Origin of the sequence: Cupriavidus sp. SW-Y-13 (assembly GCF_009793345.1) — a bacterium.
GTDB lineage: Bacteria > Pseudomonadota > Gammaproteobacteria > Burkholderiales > Burkholderiaceae > Cupriavidus.
The window spans coordinates 177,324-196,764 of sequence record NZ_WHLX01000003.1 but is presented as its reverse complement, the minus strand read 5'-3'; the positions used below and the strand labels follow the sequence as shown (position 1 = coordinate 196,764).

Annotated in this window: 21 protein-coding genes; 5 read left to right on the top strand and 16 right to left on the bottom strand. The window is 59.7% G+C overall.

Translation table 11 applies throughout. From position 1 onward, the window contains the following. Window positions 1-21: 21 nt before the first annotated feature. The 6 genes from GA566_RS28385 to GA566_RS28360 all read right to left on the bottom strand — a co-directional run bounded on the left by GA566_RS28385 (window position 22) and on the right by GA566_RS28360 (window position 4,416). Window positions 22-993 (bottom strand): tripartite tricarboxylate transporter substrate binding protein, encoded by a 972-nt coding sequence (locus GA566_RS28385; protein WP_160474901.1) that lies wholly within the window; start codon window positions 991-993, stop codon window positions 22-24. Between the two features lie 66 nt (window positions 994-1,059). Next, a complete protein-coding gene (locus tag GA566_RS28380) occupies window positions 1,060-1,629 on the bottom strand; it encodes an NADPH-dependent FMN reductase (RefSeq protein WP_160474900.1) in 570 nt (189 codons plus the stop codon). A 5-nt stretch (window positions 1,630-1,634) separates the two neighbouring features. After that, window positions 1,635-2,504 (bottom strand): fumarylacetoacetate hydrolase family protein, encoded by an 870-nt coding sequence (locus GA566_RS28375; protein ID WP_160474899.1) that lies wholly within the window; start codon window positions 2,502-2,504, stop codon window positions 1,635-1,637. Window positions 2,505-2,591: 87 nt separating this feature from the next. Further along, window positions 2,592-3,056 carry a cupin domain-containing protein gene (locus GA566_RS28370; protein WP_160474898.1) on the bottom strand — a complete coding sequence of 155 codons (465 nt, stop codon included), beginning with the start codon at window positions 3,054-3,056 and terminating at the stop codon, window positions 2,592-2,594. Further along, window positions 3,053-3,727 (bottom strand): polysaccharide deacetylase family protein, encoded by a 675-nt coding sequence (locus GA566_RS28365; protein WP_160474897.1) that lies wholly within the window; start codon window positions 3,725-3,727, stop codon window positions 3,053-3,055. The genes GA566_RS28370 and GA566_RS28365 overlap by 4 nt, the downstream gene beginning before the upstream one ends. Then, complete coding sequence (locus tag GA566_RS28360; RefSeq protein WP_160474896.1) at window positions 3,724-4,416, bottom strand: GntR family transcriptional regulator; 693 nt, start codon at window positions 4,414-4,416, stop codon at window positions 3,724-3,726. The genes GA566_RS28365 and GA566_RS28360 overlap by 4 nt, the downstream gene beginning before the upstream one ends. 205 nt (window positions 4,417-4,621) lie before the next feature. On the opposite strand from GA566_RS28360, the gene GA566_RS33440 reads away from it, so the two are divergent. The 4 genes from GA566_RS33440 to GA566_RS28340 all read left to right on the top strand — a co-directional run bounded on the left by GA566_RS33440 (window position 4,622) and on the right by GA566_RS28340 (window position 7,607). Then, a complete protein-coding gene (locus tag GA566_RS33440; RefSeq protein WP_237380887.1) occupies window positions 4,622-5,110 on the top strand; it encodes an RHS repeat domain-containing protein in 489 nt (162 codons plus the stop codon). Between the two features lie 38 nt (window positions 5,111-5,148). Further along, on the top strand, window positions 5,149-6,027 hold the full coding sequence (locus tag GA566_RS28350; protein ID WP_370459381.1) for an RHS repeat protein: 879 nt from the start codon (window positions 5,149-5,151) through the stop codon (window positions 6,025-6,027). A gap of 11 nt (window positions 6,028-6,038) precedes the next feature. Continuing rightward, the gene (locus GA566_RS28345) at window positions 6,039-6,254 is read left to right on the top strand and encodes a hypothetical protein (RefSeq protein WP_160474895.1); all 216 of its coding nucleotides are present in this window, start codon (window positions 6,039-6,041) and stop codon (window positions 6,252-6,254) included. A gap of 192 nt (window positions 6,255-6,446) precedes the next feature. Further along, complete coding sequence (locus GA566_RS28340) at window positions 6,447-7,607, top strand: IS30 family transposase (RefSeq protein ID WP_160474894.1); 1,161 nt, start codon at window positions 6,447-6,449, stop codon at window positions 7,605-7,607. Window positions 7,608-7,710: 103 nt separating this feature from the next. On the opposite strand, the gene GA566_RS28335 is transcribed toward GA566_RS28340, so the two are convergent. The 10 genes from GA566_RS28335 to GA566_RS28290 form a co-directional block, all read right to left on the bottom strand. After that, window positions 7,711-8,133 carry an HU family DNA-binding protein gene (locus GA566_RS28335; protein WP_160474893.1) on the bottom strand — a complete coding sequence of 141 codons (423 nt, stop codon included), beginning with the start codon at window positions 8,131-8,133 and terminating at the stop codon, window positions 7,711-7,713. An 88-nt stretch (window positions 8,134-8,221) separates the two neighbouring features. After that, window positions 8,222-9,307, bottom strand: coding sequence for a hypothetical protein (locus GA566_RS28330; protein WP_160474892.1), 1,086 nt, complete (start codon window positions 9,305-9,307; stop codon window positions 8,222-8,224). Between the two features lie 35 nt (window positions 9,308-9,342). Next, window positions 9,343-9,774: a hypothetical protein gene (locus GA566_RS28325; protein ID WP_160474891.1), complete on the bottom strand. Its 432-nt coding sequence runs from the start codon at window positions 9,772-9,774 to the stop codon at window positions 9,343-9,345. A 195-nt stretch (window positions 9,775-9,969) separates the two neighbouring features. Further along, complete coding sequence (locus tag GA566_RS28320) at window positions 9,970-10,884, bottom strand: tyrosine-type recombinase/integrase (protein ID WP_160474890.1); 915 nt, start codon at window positions 10,882-10,884, stop codon at window positions 9,970-9,972. Between the two features lie 42 nt (window positions 10,885-10,926). Further along, window positions 10,927-11,730, bottom strand: coding sequence for a DUF6884 domain-containing protein (locus GA566_RS28315; protein ID WP_202126977.1), 804 nt, complete (start codon window positions 11,728-11,730; stop codon window positions 10,927-10,929). Window positions 11,731-12,255: 525 nt separating this feature from the next. Beyond that, complete coding sequence (locus tag GA566_RS28310; protein WP_008648464.1) at window positions 12,256-12,753, bottom strand: hypothetical protein; 498 nt, start codon at window positions 12,751-12,753, stop codon at window positions 12,256-12,258. 112 nt (window positions 12,754-12,865) lie between these two features. Next, the gene (locus GA566_RS28305; protein ID WP_008648465.1) at window positions 12,866-13,345 is read right to left on the bottom strand and encodes a hypothetical protein; all 480 of its coding nucleotides are present in this window, start codon (window positions 13,343-13,345) and stop codon (window positions 12,866-12,868) included. Further along, a complete protein-coding gene (locus tag GA566_RS28300) occupies window positions 13,338-15,632 on the bottom strand; it encodes a hypothetical protein (RefSeq protein ID WP_237380094.1) in 2,295 nt (764 codons plus the stop codon). Before GA566_RS28300 ends, GA566_RS28305 begins: the two co-directional genes overlap by 8 nt. 26 nt (window positions 15,633-15,658) lie before the next feature. After that, a complete protein-coding gene (locus GA566_RS28295; protein ID WP_237380096.1) occupies window positions 15,659-17,254 on the bottom strand; it encodes a site-specific integrase in 1,596 nt (531 codons plus the stop codon). Further along, window positions 17,194-18,411, bottom strand: a complete 1,218-nt coding sequence (locus GA566_RS28290) for a tyrosine-type recombinase/integrase (protein ID WP_008648470.1) — start codon at window positions 18,409-18,411, stop codon at window positions 17,194-17,196. Before GA566_RS28290 ends, GA566_RS28295 begins: the two co-directional genes overlap by 61 nt. A gap of 420 nt (window positions 18,412-18,831) precedes the next feature. On the opposite strand from GA566_RS28290, the gene GA566_RS28285 reads away from it, so the two are divergent. Continuing rightward, window positions 18,832-19,227 (top strand): hypothetical protein, encoded by a 396-nt coding sequence (locus GA566_RS28285; protein ID WP_160474889.1) that lies wholly within the window; start codon window positions 18,832-18,834, stop codon window positions 19,225-19,227. Window positions 19,228-19,441 lie beyond the last annotated feature (214 nt).

The following is a 19,441-nucleotide window of genomic DNA, read 5'->3' as shown; positions in this document are numbered from 1 at the left end:
CTCCCTGTGTGTACACTGCCGTTAGTCGAGGCGGATGTTCCTGGCCTTGATCAATTGTGCCCACTTCACCGATTCACGCTTGATCTCGGCGGCCATGTCTTCAGGCGTCGATGTCACTGGCTCCGCATACGCGATTCGGATTTTCTCGATCAGTTCGGGGTTTCGGCTCGCCTTCGTGATCTCCTGATTCAGGCGCATGACGATGTCGCGTGGTGTGCCAGCCGGCGCCCAGAATCCTTGAAAGCTCCCCACATCCGTGCCGGGAACCAACTCTGCGATGTTCGGCACGGTTGGCGTTGCCGGATTGCGTTTTCCATAGCCCCACACTGCGAGTGCCTGGACGCGTCCCTCGCGGATGAACGGCACGGCGTTTGCCGCAGGCTCCCAGACCATCGGCACCGAACCGCCCACGACCTCCTGCAGCGCGCCCCCTTTGTAAGGGACGTGCACCATATCCATGCGTTCCTGGTTAAGCACAAGCTCCATCACCAGATGCGGAAAGCCGCCGATCCCGTAGGAGGCGTAGTTGTACTTGCCAGGATGAGCGCGTACGAGTGCGGCGAGATCCGGCACGGTCTTGGCGGGAAAGTCCTTGCTCGTGACCAGATAGAGGCCGTTGCGCACCGTCTGGGCAACCGGCACGAAATCCGTGTCTACGCGGAAAGGTAGCTTCTTGAAGGCAAATGGATTGCTGACGAACGAGTTCGATACGGCGTACAACAGTGTGTAGCCGTCCCCCGGCGCTTTCGCTACCACGTCCTGGGCGATGTTGCCGGTGGCTCCCGGCTTGTTGTCGACCACTACTGGCTGTCCCAGTGCCTTGGAAAGCTTCTCGCAATAGAGTCTGGCAATGACGTCAGCCGCAAGTCCGGCGGGCACGCCGATCACGACCTTGACAGGTCTGGTAGGCCACGCCTGTGCAAGCGCTACCGCGCTGGCACAGGCGAGGGACGCCGCCACGACGAGGTTACGAACAACGATAGTAGGTTTCATATGGTCTCCGTGCGCCGGTCGGGCCGGCTGTCTGTATTTGATGCTTGTTGTCGTGTCGCTAGCCGTTCATGGCGACCGGTTGCGGCCGATCAGATGGGTCCAGTCGCGGAAGGAACTGCACCAGCGTGCAAGAAACTGCGCAACGGTTTCGTCCGTTACGAGGCCGTCGTCCAAGAGCAGTCCTGGCCTGGCATGGATATAGGCTTCCGGATGGGCCATCACTGCCATATCCAACGCGGCAAGAATGTTTCGCAGATGCTGCTGGGCCATGCACGTTCCGAGTACACCTGGAGATGCACCGACGATCGCGCAGGGCAACCCCTTCCAGATACTGTTGTCCTTGGGTCTGGAGCCGTGATCGATGGCGTTCTTGAGAACGCCGGGGATTGACCGGTTGTACTCCGGAGTGACGAAGATGAACGCGTCGGCGGCAATGCAAGCGCTCCGGAACTTCAGTACGCCAGGGTCGGCCCGCGATTCTTCGTCCTCGTTGTAGTGTGGAAGCGCTCCGATTTCCACGATGGCGCAATCCATGTCCGGAGCGAGCAGGTTCGTCAACGCCGCTGCAAGGCGGCGATTGATCGAGGATTCGCGCAGGCTACCGACTAGCAGCTTGACTTGAAGCCGTTCGGCCATGGCGACTATTCCTCGTCGGCCACGGAATTGCGCAGCAGGCCGACACCTTCCACCTCGACTTCTGCGATGTCTCCGGGCTTCATGTAAAGCGGAGGCTTGCGCGCAAGGCCGACGCCGGCCGGCGTGCCCATCAAGATGATGTCGCCAGGCGCCAGTGACATTGCCTCGCTGACAAGCGAGATGACCGTCGCCGTGTCGAAGACCATGTCCGAAGTGTTCGACGATTGCACCGTCTTTCCATTGAGTCGCGTTTCGATTTTCAGGCCGGCGCCGCCCAGGGGAACTTCATCTGCGGAAACGAACTCGGGCCCAATTGAGCCAGACCGATCGAAGTTCTTGCCCACCGTCCACTGCGGCGACTTGAATTGATAGTCGCGCACCGACCCTTCATTTGACACCGAGTATCCGGCGACATGATCAAGCGCCGCCGATTTCGGGATGTGCTTGCCTGCCTTCCCAATGAACGCGACCAGTTCTCCTTCGTAGTCGAACTGCTCGGAGCACCTGGGTCTGATCAGTGCGTCGTCATGCCCAACAAAGCTTGAAGCGACACGAAGAAAAAGGGTGGGGTAGGCGGGTTGCTCGAAGTTGCTTTCCTTCGTGTGGTCCAGGTAGTTAAGGCCCACGCAGATGATCTTTGCCGGTGCGAGTATCGGGGAGAGGTAGACGATCTGGTCCATGTCGACCGGCTCGCCCAACTGCGCGATGACTGCAGCCGCCTCGCGCATTGCGGAGGGGCCGAGGGCGAGTAACGTCTGGAGACATTGGGGGACGCGAGGGGCGTCGAAACCATTGAGGGCGCGCAAGCCTTCCGGAGTACGCACGGCAAGGGACGGTCGAGCATTTGTGCGTGTCTTGAAAGTGACGAATCGCATGAGCTTTCCTATTTTCTGGGCGTGAGTTTCCCCGCCCGGACACACGAGCAGTGCCTCCGGGTTGCGGGAATTAAATCGTGAGAGGGATTAGTGCGAGGTTGGGAAGTGGGTGTCGTGCTTCTCGCTGATTTCCGCGATATTTGCGCCAGTGAAACCTGTTCCGGCCAAGTTGGAAATCTCGGTGAAGTAACGATCCTGTCCGCCTGGAACACTCCAGTCGAGCATCCGGGCAATCGTGGTGCCGACGTTCTTGAAGCGGTGTACAACACCGCGCGGCAGGTACACGATCGTGCCGGGGCCGACCGTGCGCGTGACGTCTCCGGCCGTCAGTTCGTATGTGCCTTCGACAATGAAGAAACACTCCTCCTGCATGTGATGCAGGTGGTCGGGGGGGCCTTCGCCCGGCTTGTGTGATGCCATGATGACCGAGATCGTGCCGCCGGTGGCTTCGCTACTCAGTAGTACGCGCATATCAAGGCCGAACGGCTGGATCGGCGTCGCTTCATCGGGCGTCACGATGATTCCGCCGCCCGTCATTTGTTCGGTGCTCATTGATGATCTCCTTCGATGGCTCGTACCGGCGTACAGATAAATGAATCCATTGGAAGTATTCGGACGCCCCGGTGCATTGGCACACAGGCAGGTGGGAACGCCTGCTGAAACGAGTCACCTCTTTCGAGTGCCCGAACGATAAAGCGCTCGAGATTGCGCATCGCACCGGTCTCGTAGTCGTGGAGGACCGTTAGTGCGTTTTCAAGGTGCGCGCATTGCTGCAATGCGGTGTCCACCCATCCGTCCGGATCCTCCCAGTCGCGTGAAATCGAATTCCAGAGCACGCAGGTGTAGCCGCCGGTTTCGAGATACGTGCAGGCGGCCGGGCTCAGCAAGTGAGGGCCGACGACCCCGCCGCCGCCGAACGGCCGGAATAGCTTGTCAGGATGAGCCGCGTCGCCGATCAACGATTGCGTCCTGCCGATCTCGTCGTCGCAGGCGGACTCGACGGTGGACTTGCCCAGCGGCACCTCGTGCGTGAAGGTGTGATTGCCGATCCAGTGTCCTTCTTCGCGAGCCCTGTGCATTAGGGCTCGATTACTCGGCTCTACGATGTTCTTGCCGAGCACGAAGAAGGTAGATCGAATGTCGTATTTCGCGAGCACATCCAGGACCCAAGGCGTGACTGCTTCGGTCGGACCGTTGTCGAAGGTGAGCGTTATCTGGCTCATTTAGCATCCTTCGCCCGTTGTTCCATCGCTGCGGTCACCACGTTGGCGGTCTCACGGAAGTGGGCGGCCACGAGTTCGTTGACCTTGTCGACGTTGCGCTCCAACGCGGCGTCCATCAGCGCACGGTGTTCGGCGTTCACATCGCGCGGCCCCACGGGATGCGAGACGGAAAGCATGCGATATCGCTCTGACTGGTCGAACATGATCTCCCGGAAGCGCTCCAGCCAATCCGATCCGGCAGCACTCACAAGTGCGTTATGGAACCTGCGATGAAGGACAGCCCATGGAAGCATGGCGCCTTGCAACTCCGCCACGGCAACGGGCGTCGACCTCGACAGTTCGTGATAGGCCGCCAGTACGCGCGCCTCCCAGGCGGCATCCCCTCGCTCGATCGACCGGCGTAGAGACACGCATTCCATCTCGATCCGAGATTCGGTCAGGTCATGGAGGTCGGCAATGGAGACAGGCGCAACCCGAAAACCTTTCTGGTCCAGCGCGATCGCCAACCCGTCGGCGACGAGGCGGGACAACGCCTCTCGCACCGCGCTCTGACTGACACCGTAACGATCCACCAGCGATGCCACGTGCAGCCGACTCCCCGGCTCCACGCGGGCATCCAGGATTTCTCCACGAATCGATTCGAAGACGGCCAGCGTCTGACTTTTGGGGCCAAGGCTTGTAGTTGACATGAGAACATTCTGTGCCGAACGATGCATTCTATTTTGGCGACAAAATATTAAAAAGTCGATATTTTTATGTGATGGGGTTTACCCGCGTACCTGCTCTTCGGGGGGGCGTGTCGTCAGTGTGAAGTCGGGAGGTGTGGAATTCTCTGACGCAAAGACTCGTGCCTTGCTCCGATCCTGGTAGACGGGACGTGGTGCCGGCATCTATATGGACGTCGAGCATTACCGCGCGGGTATCGTGCACGCAAGACGATTTCGTTTCGGTGATCCGTTCAACACGATTCAGTATGACGCCGGCAACAACGTCAGTCGTACGGTCGATCGGAATGGCAGCGAAACACGCTACAGCTACGACGCCACGGGTCGCGAGACGCAACGCATCGAAGGCTACGGCACGGCCGACGCGAAGAAGACGACTACCGAGTGGCATTCCACATGGAATCTGCCGCTGAAGGTGGCTGCGCCAGGGCGAGTCGACTATTTCACCTATGGCGGGATGGGTGAAATGTCCGCCCATGGGTGGTTTCCCACAGCCGACGCCAATGGCAGTCAGGGCCTCAACGCAGCGCCATCTGGGGCGGTGTCCAGTAACAGCTATGGCTATGACGCTAGCGGGCTCATGACGGCATTGACCGAGCAGGTGATGGTGCGATTACCCGGCAGTGGACGTTTGGCTATGACACCCAAGGCAACTTGACGTCTGCGGCCGACGGAACAGGTAGGGCGTCGCGCGCCGTGCAATACGATCCCGCCGGACGCCTGCTCGAAGCGGTCGATCTAGAAGGCGTGACAGTCAAGTATATGTACGATCAGCGCGGTCGCGTGCTCCAGTATCTGTATGGCGACAACGTGACGGCATATCAGTACGATGCGATTGGCCAAAAGGTCCAGGTGACCAGTCCCAATGGACACGTCACGAACTACACTTACGATACGGCGCACCGGCTCATCGACGTATTGTTCAATGGACAGTCGCTCACTGGCCCGGACCCGGACGAACAACCACTGGCCTTGGCCAGAACATCGGCAGAAGAGGCAGGGGCCAATCCGTTCAGCGCATGGATGGGGTGGATCTCGAAGCTATTCAACTGGCTCTTCGGCTCCGCGCATGCGCAGGCCGTACCGGCACCCGGCGCCACTCTGGGAGCATCAGTCTCGATTCCTGGTACCTACACGCCGAATCCATGGGATGTACTTGCTCCCAATGTTGGAGGAAAGAAGCCTTGGGAATGGCTGGCGATCTGGACGACACGACTGATCGAAGCCTGTTCGGGAAATAGTCCGAGAACCGATCACCGAGGACGGATTCAGGCGCAAGGTCCTGGCTATCCAGATGAGGGCGCTGGCGATGTTGAAGCGTGGGCGCAGGCGGACCCGCTTCCTGCAGCGTCCGGCTTGGCGAAACTGGAAGCCCTTGAAGGGCGCATGACAAAGAAACAGTATCAAGCTCGCTCACAGGCTCTAGTGAGAGCCAAGCGGTTTGTTGTGAACGCCAGCAGAGGCGGCGGAATAGGCCCGACGAAACAGACCTTCCGCAATGATGAGGTCATTGCAGTCAATGGCAGTGAGCGAATTGACATTGAGGTACAAAAAGGCATGGCTTTCGTACCATAAGGGGAAACAGGATGAGCAAGACATATGAGATTTGGCAAGCCATTTCAGACATTGATGGAAGTGGACAAAACGCGCTTATCGAAAAGGGACAATTCGAAGCGCAAGCCCACTTATTCGAAGGCAAGCCGGTGCTACTGACGACGTTTGATGCCGAAACCTACGACGAGGCCGCGCAAATCTATAACGATTACTTCGGATGGGGCAAATACCATCCGATGAAAGACTAAGGGGTGACGTGACCGGTGCTGCCGCTCGACGCTAGACGACTTCGAGCGGGCGCCGCTATCGGGGCTGAATCAGCGTCGGTTCCTGCTCGTAGAGCAGACGTTCATCGACCAAAGTGCAACGACCGAGAATGGCCGTGGATTCAATGGGTCGATGCAACACTAGACACTGCGTAAGCAGTGGAGGTGCTGCAAATGAAACAAAGGCGCCGGATTTACTACACCGAGACTCAGAAGGCACTAATGTGGGAGCGGTGGAGAAAAGGGGACACGCTTCACCAGATCGCCCGGCTGTTTGATCGGTACCATTCATCAGTTCAAGGGATCCTGGCGAAGTCCGGCGGTATCCAACCGTCACCGCGACACCGCTCCAGGCTTGCCTTGACCCTCGCCGAACGGGAAGAAATCTCTCGCTCGGTAGTGGCGGGTCTGTCGGTCCGGTCGATCGCCTGCCGGCTCGGACGCGCCCCATCGACGATTAGCCGGGAGCTGCGGCGCAATGGCGGCAGCCAAAGCTATCGCGCAAGTCAAGCCGATGAGCTTGCCTGGGTTCGCGCGCTCCGTCCGAAGACCTGTAAGCTCATCAGAAATCCTACGCTGGCACAGGTTGTGGCGACCAAGCTGAAGATGCAGTGGTCTCCGGAACAGATTGCTGGCTGGCTCAAGCACGACTATGCGGTCAACAAGGACTACCAGGTGTCACACGAGACCATCTATCGTAGCCTCTATGTCCAGGCCCGCGGCGCCCTGAAGAAGGAGTTGCTCGCACATCTGAGGCGGTGTCGGATCATGCGTCACTCGCGCAACTATTCGGCGAAGACTGACGAGCGCGGAAGAATTCGTGAGGCGGTTCCGATCAGCGAACGCCCTGCGAACGTTGAAGATCGCGCGATACCTGGCCACTGGGAAGGCGACTTGCTCTTCGGCAGTGCAAACAGCCAGATCGTGACGTTGGTCGAGCGTCAGACAAGGTTCGTGATGCTGCTGAAGGTCTCCGGCAAAGACACGGAGACCGTCGTCAACGCGCTGATCAAACATGCTGGAAAGCTGCCACAGGAACTGTACAAATCGCTGACGTGGGATCGCGGTAAAGAACTGGCCGATCACAAACGCTTCACAGTCTCGACCGACATCAAGGTCTACTTCTGCGATCCTCAACATCCCTGGCAACGCGGTTCCAACGAGAACACAAATGGCCTGCTGAGGCAGTACCTCCCAAAGGGGACGGATCTCTCCATCTATTCCCAGGCAAAGCTCAACGGCATAGCAAGGCGACTCAATGAACGGCCGAGAAAGACATTAAACTTCGATACACCCGCTGAACGATTCCATCAGACCGTTGCGTTGACCGGTTGAATCTACAGCCGAACTCGGCCATGCAAAGAACCAATTCCATCGCAACAAAAACGAAATGGCCTGGCAATACCAGGCCATTCTGCTTATTAGGCCGCGTGATGAGTTACAGGGCTGCGTCCTTCAGCTTCTTCAGCGGGCGCACCTTCACCTTGACCGAAGCCGGCTTTGCGGCGAACCATTGGTCCTGACCGGTGAAGGGATTGCGACCAAAGCGCTTCTTCGTCGCTGGCACTTGAATCGCCGATACTTTGAACAGCCCCGGAAACGTGAATTCTCCGGCGCCCTTTTTGTGAATGGCGCTGGAGATCGTGTTCTCGAGGTGCACCAGCACAGTTTGCACCGTTTTCTTGTCCAACTCGGTCTGCGTCACAAGGTGGGCGAGCAGGCTGGATTTGTTGAACGTGTCCTTGAGCGGCTTTGCCACGGGCGCGGCGGCTGCCTTTTTCGCTGCCGGTGCAGCCTTCTTCGCCGGCGCTGCCGGTTTCTTCGCCGCAGTCTTCGGGGCGGCCGTCTTCTTCGTTGCCATAGGGCTCCTGTTCGGGGAAATCGCCGGCGCTCCGGCCGGATCCTTAGAGATTAGCCAGAATGCGCATCGTTACGCAACGGGAGAATCGCTAACTTGGCGTCTTCCCTACGGTCTCGTAGCGCTTACGCTTACGATGGTTCTTTGCAACGATAGTGTTCAGAATCGCGCAGGATGGGCACCAGCGGCCTCCCTTTACCCCCGAGGGAGTCGCGTCCCATACGTGGCCACGATGGCACTCCCACTTGAGCTTGGATTTCCCGTGGGTGTACGTGTCCGAGAGGCAGCGCCCACCGCGTGCCGTTGCCAGCGCATGCATCGCCTCGATGCCCAGCTTCTGGCTCTCGTTGCGGCAACGCCGGCACCAGCGACCCTGGAGAATGTTGTTACCCAATGCGGTCCACTGATGGCCGTTTGCACATTGGAACGCATAGTTGGCCCCGGTGCCGAGGTAAGTTGTACTGAGGCATTCGCCGCCATGCGCGAGCGCGATACTTTGAATGCGGGCGAGACCATCGATGTCGGTTCTCTGTGCCGCCAATCTGGCATCGGTGCAGGTGCGACACCAATTGCCCTTGAGCACCTTGTAGCCCATCGCTTCCCAGCGGTGGCCGGCTGCGCACTGGAAAGGATAGTAGTCCCGGCCTCTCCCGTAGGCGGTCGCGAGACATCGCCCTCCATGTTCCGCCGCTTTGGCCTGGAGGTCGGCCAGTCCATACTTGGCGGATGGCCCCTTTGAGGTTGCATGCTCCCCTTTGCCCACGCACATAGGGCACCAGTAGCCCGCCAGCACACTACGCCCCTCGGGAGTCCATTCGTGCCCCGCCTGGCAGCGAATTCTGTGAAGGGCTTCGCCACCCAGATAGGTGCCACTCAGGCATTGGCCTCCGCGCTCGGCTACGAGCTTGGCAAATTTGGCGGCAGGTACTGCGCGGCTGCATTCGGGGCAGCCCGATTGCTTGTAAAGCACGCCGTAGGCTGCGCGCTCAAAGCGGTGTCCTTTTTCACACTCAAGCCAGAGCTTCGCGCTGACACCTCCCCATTCGGTGGCGTGGCAGATAAAGCCCTGGCGCGTGGCGGCCGCTTGAAGACGGGCGAGTGCGGCCGTTGCGCGCGACGAGCGCGACGGCCTGTCGTCTTGAATTGTCTGTGATGGTGCTTTCACCTTGCGCGTCATGTTTGCAGTGTTACGAATTGCTTCAGCCCCGGAGCTTAACAACCCAATCGATGCTGCTGATCGCGAACACTACGGTGTTGCTGGCGCAGGCTGTCGTGCCATTGCGCATCGCCGGGCCTGCGCATCGAGGCTTCGATCGCCCGGGCCTGCTCGGTGAGTGCCTCGCATGCAGGACCATACGAAGCCTGAACGGGTGCCGTGCTGCTGACAATATGCGCCGTCGCGGGAGCGTTCGTGGCACGAGAAACCAGGAAGTCTTGTTCCTGCTTACGGATCGCGTCGCTTTTGCCCACCGTCGATACGGTGCCTGATACGGCTGTGGCGACCGCTGTGTGACCGGTCGGGCAATGCAACTCTTGCGTGTAGAGCACCTTGTTGCCGCGCTGGCATTTTGTGTAGGCGTTGGCAGTAGCGAGCGGTGCAATGGCGATGGCCAGCACAGCGAGCTGGATCGTTACTCGACGCATGCGAAGCTCGGATCGTTCCGAATAATCCAGCGCAGGCCTGCAAACAGGGCGGCTAGGAGGGTGAGGGCATAGAACGCCCATGCAAACGTGGTGACCATTCTCGTGTTTCCGGTGTTGTTCAGTCCATTTGTCCGGCGAGCAGCGAGTATGGCCTAGGTGCCTTGGGACGGCCTCCCGACGCAAGGGGGGATCACGTCAGCCGGCCTCTGCCGTGTCGATGGTTGCCGCGATGCGCACGACGGTTCGGTTGCTGGCCAATCCCAATCGTTCAGACACAGCATCCGGAGCTACGCCGCCAAGCAGCTGTCGCCGGCAATAGGTATTGCGAAGAATTCGAGGGCCCATGTCCTCGGCCTCATACCCAATGGCGGCAAATGCTTCGCGCACGATCTTGCCAAGGCTCATGTCTGTGATGGGTGTGCCGGCTTGCTTGAGCGTGAACAGCAGGTCGCCATTGACTGGCAAGCCCCGGCGAACGGATAGCCAGGCGGTCAGCGTTGCCAAGGCAAACGGCGCCAGATGAACCGTGCGTGAAACTTTCGGCGGGCGCGCCGGCACGTGAAGATACGGCGGGGATGCTTGCGGGTGCAGGTCCTGTAGGCGTGCAGCGCGCCCTTCGCTGGATGTCGCTCCGGTGCCGAGAAACAGCGCAACGATCGCGCGTTTTTGCAGCCTTGCGGGATCATCATAGGGTTGCGGCCGCACGAAGTCCTGCAGCCTCTGGTCGACATCCTCGGGCAGGAAGAGGGGTTCGGGGTCGTCGACTGGCCAGCGCTGGCCACGAACGTGTTCGCTGGCGGGATTCGCATCGCGGATGCCGATCGCAACCAAATGTCTACACAGGCGGTCGATGAGCTTGAGGTAGCGCATGCGTGTCGCCGCAGAGGATTGGGCGGCTTCCCCATCGAGCCAAAACCCATCGAGAACGTCAGCGCCGAAGCTGGCCAGCGTCGTGCCGCGACCGACCAGGTAGCGGTGGAACCTGTCGAACATAGCTCGATGCTGAACGATGGATTGCTGGGAGAAGGGCCGCCGGTCAGCGCCGGCGGCTTCGCGCGCCTGCCAGTCGGCGTAAGCGCGCGCGGGATCAAGGTGCCAAAGGGTATCCATAGTCCGTATTTATATACTGAAAGTTGCGCCTCCCGACAACCTTTACCGCATCTTCGATGCGGTCGTTGCTGCCAGCGGTGGGGGATGGGCTGCCGGTTCGTCCGCGCGGCATCGAATGCCGGCGAGCGAGATCCACCTGGAGACGACGCGGGCCCGGCCAGCAACCGTATCGTCGACGTCGGCGCATGCGGTGGGGCCAGCCGGGCCATGGAACAACTCACGCAGGACAGCGTGCTTCAGCGCCGACCGCCCGGGACCAGGGTCGTTGAAAAGTACGCTGTCTCCGACCGCATAGACCCCGTATCTCCTGTACAGCGGCTGGCCGTTCGGATGGAAGCCGCACTGGTCGGCAAGGGCAGGGCGGCCTTGCTCGACAAGAAACTTGGCGAGCTGGGAGCGCTGGTAGCCAATGCCTCCACTGACCTCCTCTATCGGCAGGTGCGATGCACCGACCAGACCGATGGCAGCGCGCATCACGCGCCGGTACGTTTGCCCGCCAGCGAGGAGTACTTTACTGGCCCTGAGTGGCCACGCCACCTGCATTACCGACTGCTGCAGCCCCGCCAAGATTTCGTCAGCGCGGGCAGATGTCATCTGCAGATCGTACGGGTCCAGCGTGTCGTCGGGCGCTACAAAACCGTGTTTTGCGGAGAGGATCACCATTGCCGGCGCGGCGGCGTCGCATGGGAAGTGGGCACGGTAGGTCTGGTACATCACGCCCCGGTAGAGCTGCAAAGCAGGGGAGCGGACGGTGCCCTTCCTTCCGGAACACGCCAGGACAATCAGGGCGGGCGCCGCCGGATCAAATTCGACTTTTGTGTTGTGCGGGAAGAAGGCAAGCTGCATTGCGGGCACTCAAGCGATGTGGCGAAATTGCCATTTGAGCGTACGCCACTGAGCAGCATGTCAAGCATTCGCGTTGCGTCCCCGTCGCCCATGAACGGGAGCCGCGCCCGTGGATCTGCGGCGCGGGGCGGGGCCGGCGTCGGCCGAGCGGAAAATTTACTCCAGCTTGGTGCGTGCGCAGACATCCATCTTCTATACGCCTGCAATCGGCCTGGCCTCCGCTGTTATTGGATCGTTTTAGCCGAAGAGTGAGGCCGCAGGATATCTGGTAGCTACCAGATGCACATTCTTGGCACCTATGGCCTAGTGTTGCGTTGGTTTTGGTTTTCAGATTTTGTTGTATTTCAGCCGGAAGACGGACGGATTTTCCACAGGGCCCCCACTTTTTTGGCTAGCACGTGTTGCGTGCCCGTGGCACCAGTCTTCGTTGCGTTGAGCTTTGTGTGGAGGCGCAACGGAAGGACACGCCAGGCCGGGAGTCTGACGGCTGCGGTGTTGCGCGTTGCACACTTGGGCGTGGGACTACTATCGCGTCCTTGGTTTGACCCCCAGTTCCCACAGCACGTCGATGTTGCGGAGATATATGGAGACGTTCTCGGCCGAACTGTGGATGATCGAGTGCTCGCGCCCATCGACGGAGTCAACTTTTGCCGTCCACGGATCTTCCAGGCACTGGCAAACATCCTCAATATCGTCGCGATACTGCTGCAGCGCCTTCGGGGTCCAGGTCCGCATTGCATTTGGAGCCAACAACACAGAGAGCGTACCCTTGCGCTCCCCGATATACCGCACAGGTGAGAGCAGGCCGCCGACGTAAAGCATCATGAGCGCGTCGATCACGCGATCGTCATGGTCCTCGTCCCAGATGACTGCGAGGTCAAGGAATGCGCAGCGATCGAGCCGGTTCAGAAGCTCGTCATGCCAGACCGGCGCCCGAAGGATGGAGTAATGTGTTCCCCGGCCGAGGTTGCCCACAGGGCGGGTTTCGTCATGCAGGGTCTGGAAGAAGGGGCAATAGGACATGAACGCTCCTTTCGGGAGAGAGACGGCTTCCGCCGCGGAACCGCAGCCATTTCGTGGCTGCGAGCATCAATGCAGACAGTATCACGCCGGATGGCATTCAGCGTCGCCGCGCTTAGTTCCGGCGTTTAGGATTCTCAGGCATCGCGACGATTGCCGCTTCGGGTAGGGCGCCAAGTTTTGCAAGCTTGTCCCGGGCGTCACGATACTGCTCGTAGAATCTGGCCCACTTGCTGAATCCGCCCAGCTCACCAACGGCACGTAGCATTGCGAGGTGGGAAGCCGTCAGCAATTGCACGGTGGCTTCAAGCTCCGTAATCCTGAGGTCCTTGTCGGCAAGCGTCGCGGCCATGTCAGCGCCAGGTCGCTTGGCAGCGCGGCCACGCCAGCGCCGGTATTCCGCTTGGCGCTGCTGATACTCGGCAAGCAGCCTGCGGCGTGACTCGCTGCGGGTGATCGACGACGCTGCCTTGATGGACGGATGCAGCCGGGCGACGGCGCGCGCCGAGATGTCCTCGTCGTCGGTCAGCAACAGCTCAAGAATCTCGCGCATTTTCCCATCATCGGCCGACGCCGCTTCATTGGCTTTATTCATCAAGTATTCCCTGTTGTCGGGGCAAGGAGAGGTCAATGCCGTCGGGGAAGGGACGGTCGCCCGGCCGCGTTTTGAGCAGCCCTTGTACGCCAGTCAGCCGTTTTTCCGCGTGGTCGAGCTGGTTTTGCCAACCAATGCTGATCGATGGGCGGGCCTTGATCGTTTCCACGGCGAGCTTGAGCTGACCCTCGAGCCGGATCAGGTTCCGCCTGTGCTCCGGCAGGTCAGTGGCCGAGAGGTGACGACAGTCGGCAAAGCATTCCAGATGCTTGGCGCACGGATCGACCGTGAACGAGTTCAGGCAGTGCCCATAAGGGGTGGCATGGAATCCGTCCGCTTCGGCGCGCAGGTACTCGTATGCGGCCGCGTCGCCCTCCGTTTTCTGGATGCGCCGGAAGGCATCGACGATCGGACCGCTTGCCTTGCCACCCTTGATGAGTCGGGCAACCGTGCCGGCTTTTTCGCCGAGGAGGATCTCGACGTCCTGTGGAATTTCAATCTGGTCAAGATCCTCCGCCAGGCTGCGATGGTCGTATTCATAGCTTTGTGCAACGCTGCGCCGGTTGAAGCGCTTTGAGATGATCGTGTCGGCAACGCCAAGCCGGAACAGCTCGGTGTTCTGCATGTGGCGCAGCATGTGTGCCTCGATCTTCAAGGCCCGGTCTTCGTCAGTCTGTCCGTACTTTTCAAACAGCGTCGGCAGTTGCTTTGCGTCACCCAGTGACTGTCCGATGAACGTAGGGTCTGGTCGGTTGACCGACATGTAGCGGGTCACATCGCAAAGCCCGTCGTCGCGTTCCTCGGCCACGGACCGTTTGGGCTGCACGAACAGTAACTCCCAGGGCCCAACGAACCCAGTGGCCAGCGGAAGCCGCATGGTGTCGGATATCTTCGTTGGCGTCGTGAACCGCATATGCTCCTCGAGCTCGCCAACGTGCAAGTACGCAGCGTGCCACTCCATTCGCTTTACAAGGCTGATCGGCGAGCCATTAGCGTATCGGAAGCGCATGCTTGTCTTGCCTTCACGCATCGCCTTCACCAGACGATTCCCAAACACGTAGACAGACATGTCGAGGGTCAGTGTGCCATTTCGCCACAGCGCACACTGGTGGTCATACAGTTCATCAAACACTGACGGATCGAGGCCATCGCGGTAGCGTTTTATGAACGGATCTCGCTCAATGCCTAGCCAGAACGGGTTGCCTGCCAGACGGGTGTAAAGCTCGATGACAGGTACGAGACTGTCGACCGGATACCATGGCAATAGTCGCTCCGTCTCACATTGCAGTTTCAGCGTCGCGCGGAGCGGTTCTGTGAGCTTGGCTACACGGTCGAGTGTCTCTGTCAGCAACGCCCGGAACATTTCCGGGACCGGCTGAGCGCTTTCAAACAGGACGCGACTGTCCGTTTCAGCGTCCTGCTGCTTTTCCGCAAAGTGGCGGACCATCAAGGATGTCGAGATGCCACCGGACTCACCGGCTGGACGACCCTTCGAGTCCAGATACGTCCGCTCACGCTTCCAGTCGGCCGGCAGCAACGCAACTTCCCCTGCACGCATGCCGGTCACGATCAGAGTGCGCACTGCAGCGAATCGCAGCTCGTCCATGAACGTGCGTGGCCGTTCGGTCATCACGATGCGGGTCAGCTCCCAGAACGCCCGGCGCTCAGGCAGGCGTTCGCCGCGCTTGCGAGCCTCCAAGTCGGCCCGTAGTTCATCCTGCGACCAGGTATGCTTTGCCTTGCTCGTACCTTTTACTTGCATGCGCGGCACAGCTAGCGACGAGTACAATGGGCCCGCATCGCAAATGTGTTGACCATCAAACACCGTCTTGACGATGCCGACCACCTGATCCCCCAGTTTGCCGGTCGCCTGACATGCTGTTGCAATACGAACAGCCGCACGCAGATCGTCGGCGGTCAGCTGCCACGGGGCCTTGTCCACGCACGTAGCGAGCACCCGCAATGGACGCGCGATGCTATGTGCCACATACCGCGTGGTGTTACGCCTGAACAGCAACTGTTCAGCCACCGCTGCTTTAATCAGGTCTTGCCACGAGACAGCCAGCGCTCGCCGGGGCAGTGGCATCAGGCCACGCTCGACGCGCTCTGCATTGACGATAGCCAGCGCCTTCGCCTCAGCGCCGAGATCTCGCAGGTAGTGGTTTGGGGGTGGCACGTCACCGGTAACCGCCGTCAGATTCCAGCCGACACCGTCACGAGCAGTGCCTGCCTCGTCCAGAGGTATGTCCCAGTGCAGGCCCTTTTCACGGACGAGTGCCTTGCCCAACTCGATGAAGGCAGAGTAGTGTGGGTTCATCGGCGCTCGCCTTCCAACTCGTCGATGACCGCCTGTATTTCGGCGATCGTGCGCTGCAGTTGCAGGTAGGCCGGCGATTGGGCATCACCACGAGAACTCTGCTCGAAGAGCAAGACCACTTCACGCATTGCGGCCAGCACACTCTCGTGCATCGTTTTGTCGTGCAAAGGCATAAACTTCCTGCACCCGTAGCACGACGTCACCGGATTGTAGGGGCAGGCTGGTTGCCCCGACGTGCAGCCGCCGATGCCGGCGATCGGGATGCCGTGAGGCACGCCGGCGATCTGCTGTTCTCCCTTGAGCTGGGTGAGTTCTTCCGGGGAGATGAACCGATCGTGCGCGATCTTTGCCACCCGCCGGTATATATCTGACGCGCCGAGTGCTCTGTTGACCCGTTCCGCGTGAGAGGCTGATGCCGCAAAGTACACCAGCCCCGTCCGTACATCGGAATGCCCCATGAACTCGGCGAGTTCTTCGTGGCTTGCACCAGCGTCAACGAGGCGTTGGGCTGCCGTATGACGAAGGTCCATCGCGCAAGCGCCGTCCCCGATGAGGCGTTCCATGCAGCGGGCGATGCGAGAGCCGGCCTCATGATTGGAACTGACGTCGAAGACGCGATCGCTCGCGTCACGACCTTGCAAATCTGCATAGGCGACCAGGGCCGTGAACAGCACCGCCCACTCCTGTTTCACACGACGGACCATCGGCCTTTTTCGAAGCCTTCCCCGCTGCTTGACCATGAGAAACGTGAGGTGAACGGCCGGTTCGCCGCGGGGCTCTGTCTGCCAGACCCGTACATCACGCATCGTCAGCATCGCGACCTGAATTGGGCGCATGGCGAACTGATAGGAACAGAGCACCATCGCAGCCTCGCAAAGCTCGTCGTGCGCGATGCCTGACCAGCCTCGGGCCCTCACGAGGTCCGACGTTTCGTCCAGGTAGCGAACGATTACGGCTTCTTCATCAGCACTCAGGAAGACATCGCCCGACCGCACACCGGCATATGAGTCCGACGCGGGGCCGGGCAGGGCAGCGCTGACATAGGTCAGATAGGACTCGGACCACCCGTGCTGGCGATGTCTGCATAGCAGCCGCAGAACCGCCTTAACGAAACGATAGGCGTGAACCGGCAACTGACGGGCGCGCAGCGCCATCCATATCGTTGATATGCGGGTTGGGCCGGCTGCAACAACGCGGTCGACGTCATGCACATCGAGATGCATTGCTGCGATCAATACATTGAAGCAGGTCGAGATATGCAAGTCTTCGCCCAACAGGAAGACCAGTAGATGCTTCTGCACAGCGCCGTAGACAGCAGGATACCGGCCAAAGTCGAGCCGGGACATCCGACCATTGATGTGAAGTCCGAAGACATCTGTCTGACGGACTGCCGGGATGGAGCGGAGTTGGTCGTCGAAGTCGTCGTAGTAGCGTACAACGGGCGGTAGCTCCGGCAGTGACGCCACCATGCTTTCGAGCACCGATGGCTCGGCTTGCCCACGAAGCCGGGATGGGAAGGCCTCCAGCATGATCAGCGTCCCTGCGGCAGCGCGCGCAGCAAGGCCACACGATCGTCGAATGCGTCGTTCCATACGCTCGCGAGTCGGCTTTCAAAGACAGCCCTAGCATAGCGCGACGGCATGTCCGACTCTTTCGACCATCCGAAGAATGTACGCAGTTTCTGCAGCGCTTCGGGCATCGAGTCGCCTCGCTCCAGCAGCTGGTGAAGCCGCAATACGGCGCTGGTGTGCCGGAGGTCGTGGCAGGTGACCGACTTCTTTCCGGTGCGGTCGTGCAGTTCCTGCAGCACATCCGTAGACAACGCTTTCGATATCGTTGTAAAGATCTTCGTCAACGACTCTGTGGAAAGAGGGCCGCCAGTCTGGGCGCTTAACATGAACGAATGGGAAGGCCGGCCCCGGTAATTTTCGCAATAGATCTGCACCAGGCCCGCCGTTGCGTCGCTGACGGGAATTTGCCTGACCGAATGGAGCGTTTTGATGCTGGGTTTCGAGTAACGGCTGTCGCTGCCAACTTCTTCATACTCGTTTTGCCGGACGTTCAGCCAGTACCTTGTCCGGCCAAGTTCGCGGTCATAGCTGCTCTTGATGGCGTCTGCTGGCAGCAGCAAGAGTTCGCCGCGGCGCAGACCCTGATGCAGCATCAGCACGAAGGCGATGAAGACCCGCCAGCGGGTGTGCGCGCGCTGGAAGGGATTGGCATCCGATTCCGGATCCAGGATCTGATAGAGATTCTCGACCACGCTGGAGGGCAACGACCGAACGGTCTCGCTGCGGGCACCTTGGCGAATGTGAAGCTGACGGTAAAGCGTTGATAGTCGGTGGATGCGCGCCTCGATCTGTCGCATCTTCGCGTCCGCCGACTTCGACAGCCATGTGACCACCGATGTCACGAATGCCAGTCCGGTCTGCCACCGGTCCTCATTGCTGCGAGTGGCAACAGGCTGATTACGCAGACTCACGAACCACGACTCGAGAATGTCCGCAAGCCGGGCATCGTCAAGGTCGGATAGCGCGTCATCCAGCGCATTCGCTTTGAATGACCGATCCGCATGCTCATACAGGTTCTCGATGTACCGCAGCCGCATGGTCTGCGTGGACGTTGCCCATTGCGCACCCGCGATGACCAGCCAGACCGCGGCCCAGTACCTGGGCATGTGGTTGCTGTCGACCAGCGCAACCCCCCGGAGCGCCCGTGGCACGGCGGCGGCGCTGACCTGAACGAACATAAAACCTAAACCCACAACAAAACGCAACGGCGAAAGATACCATAAAAGCACTTTTCCGTTGCGGTATCTGAAGTCTCCGTGCCGTCCCACACGCAACACTTCAGAACATACCAACAGTAGCTATAATGGTTATTATGTTAAATATGTCACAACGTGATTAATTTCTCTGCGGACTATCCCGACGTGTCTTAGGCTATTTCGCAAGGCGCGAGCACAGTCTAGATCGATCGTCTCGATGCCGATGGGCGAGGAAGCGAAAGCGTAAATTCGACCTCGAAATTGAACATCAATGTGGCGAGCGCCGTAAGGTCCGCATTATCAGGCCGCGCAACGCACCCCACGATGGTTATATTGCCAAACCGCGCGGGATCGGTAATCTAGCCCTTCTGCTACTCGGTTAGCGCGTCTCAGGAAAACGCCATGCGACTTGGAGCCATTTGCCTTTCTGCCGCAATCCTCGCCGGATGCGCAGGTTCGCCGGCCAGAATCTCAATGATGGATGAGGCCGAGCTTTCGCAGCAGTCAAACGAAAATCTATGCGCCGCCTACTACATGGGCTCAAACAAGGATCGTGTTCTGGCTGAACTCCAAAAGCGCGGGGCGCTGAACAGCCGAGACCAGGACAATGTTGCCGGAAAGAAAATTCAGATCGGAATGTCGAGCACGGGCCTAATTTGCTCCTGGGGACGCCCCAGCAAGATCAACAGTACGACGACACGTTATGGAACCCGCGAGCAATGGGTTTATGAAATCTCCACATCCAAGCGGCAATATGTGTACGTCGAGAACGGGTTAGTGTCTGCGTGGCAGAATTGAATGGACCACCCGTGACGCGACGTGACGACACCTCTCACTCTTGCGGCACGTTTAATCACGGGGTGGGTCGCCACTAACGAAGCGCAGAGCTTCGGCCCGCTTCTGCTTATCGCGTGCGCAACAGGAAGGTGCCAGGTAAACGTCCCCACACTACACAAGCCGACATCGATACGGAACTCGGTGCGTACGCCGAGCATCCAGGGCGTCATGTCGC

Coding starts and splice junctions, on each gene's coding strand:
- GA566_RS28310 (WP_008648464.1), bottom strand. CDS start 12,753: ATGTCCTATTGCCCCTTCTTCCAGACCCTGCATGACGAAACCCGCCCT.
- GA566_RS28370 (WP_160474898.1), bottom strand. CDS start 3,056: ATGAGCACCGAACAAATGACGGGCGGCGGAATCATCGTGACGCCCGAT.
- GA566_RS28315 (WP_202126977.1), bottom strand. CDS start 11,730: ATGCAGCTTGCCTTCTTCCCGCACAACACAAAAGTCGAATTTGATCCG.
- GA566_RS28305 (WP_008648465.1), bottom strand. CDS start 13,345: ATGAATAAAGCCAATGAAGCGGCGTCGGCCGATGATGGGAAAATGCGC.
- GA566_RS28320 (WP_160474890.1), bottom strand. CDS start 10,884: ATGGATACCCTTTGGCACCTTGATCCCGCGCGCGCTTACGCCGACTGG.
- GA566_RS33440 (WP_237380887.1), top strand. CDS start 4,622: ATGGACGTCGAGCATTACCGCGCGGGTATCGTGCACGCAAGACGATTT.
- GA566_RS28290 (WP_008648470.1), bottom strand. CDS start 18,411: ATGTTCGTTCAGGTCAGCGCCGCCGCCGTGCCACGGGCGCTCCGGGGG.
- GA566_RS28330 (WP_160474892.1), bottom strand. CDS start 9,307: ATGACGCGCAAGGTGAAAGCACCATCACAGACAATTCAAGACGACAGG.
- GA566_RS28285 (WP_160474889.1), top strand. CDS start 18,832: ATGCGACTTGGAGCCATTTGCCTTTCTGCCGCAATCCTCGCCGGATGC.
- GA566_RS28385 (WP_160474901.1), bottom strand. CDS start 993: ATGAAACCTACTATCGTTGTTCGTAACCTCGTCGTGGCGGCGTCCCTC.
- GA566_RS28325 (WP_160474891.1), bottom strand. CDS start 9,774: ATGCGTCGAGTAACGATCCAGCTCGCTGTGCTGGCCATCGCCATTGCA.
- GA566_RS28340 (WP_160474894.1), top strand. CDS start 6,447: ATGAAACAAAGGCGCCGGATTTACTACACCGAGACTCAGAAGGCACTA.
- GA566_RS28380 (WP_160474900.1), bottom strand. CDS start 1,629: ATGGCCGAACGGCTTCAAGTCAAGCTGCTAGTCGGTAGCCTGCGCGAA.
- GA566_RS28345 (WP_160474895.1), top strand. CDS start 6,039: ATGAGCAAGACATATGAGATTTGGCAAGCCATTTCAGACATTGATGGA.
- GA566_RS28335 (WP_160474893.1), bottom strand. CDS start 8,133: ATGGCAACGAAGAAGACGGCCGCCCCGAAGACTGCGGCGAAGAAACCG.
- GA566_RS28360 (WP_160474896.1), bottom strand. CDS start 4,416: ATGTCAACTACAAGCCTTGGCCCCAAAAGTCAGACGCTGGCCGTCTTC.
- GA566_RS28295 (WP_237380096.1), bottom strand. CDS start 17,254: ATGGAACGACGCATTCGACGATCGTGTGGCCTTGCTGCGCGCGCTGCC.
- GA566_RS28375 (WP_160474899.1), bottom strand. CDS start 2,504: ATGCGATTCGTCACTTTCAAGACACGCACAAATGCTCGACCGTCCCTT.
- GA566_RS28365 (WP_160474897.1), bottom strand. CDS start 3,727: ATGAGCCAGATAACGCTCACCTTCGACAACGGTCCGACCGAAGCAGTC.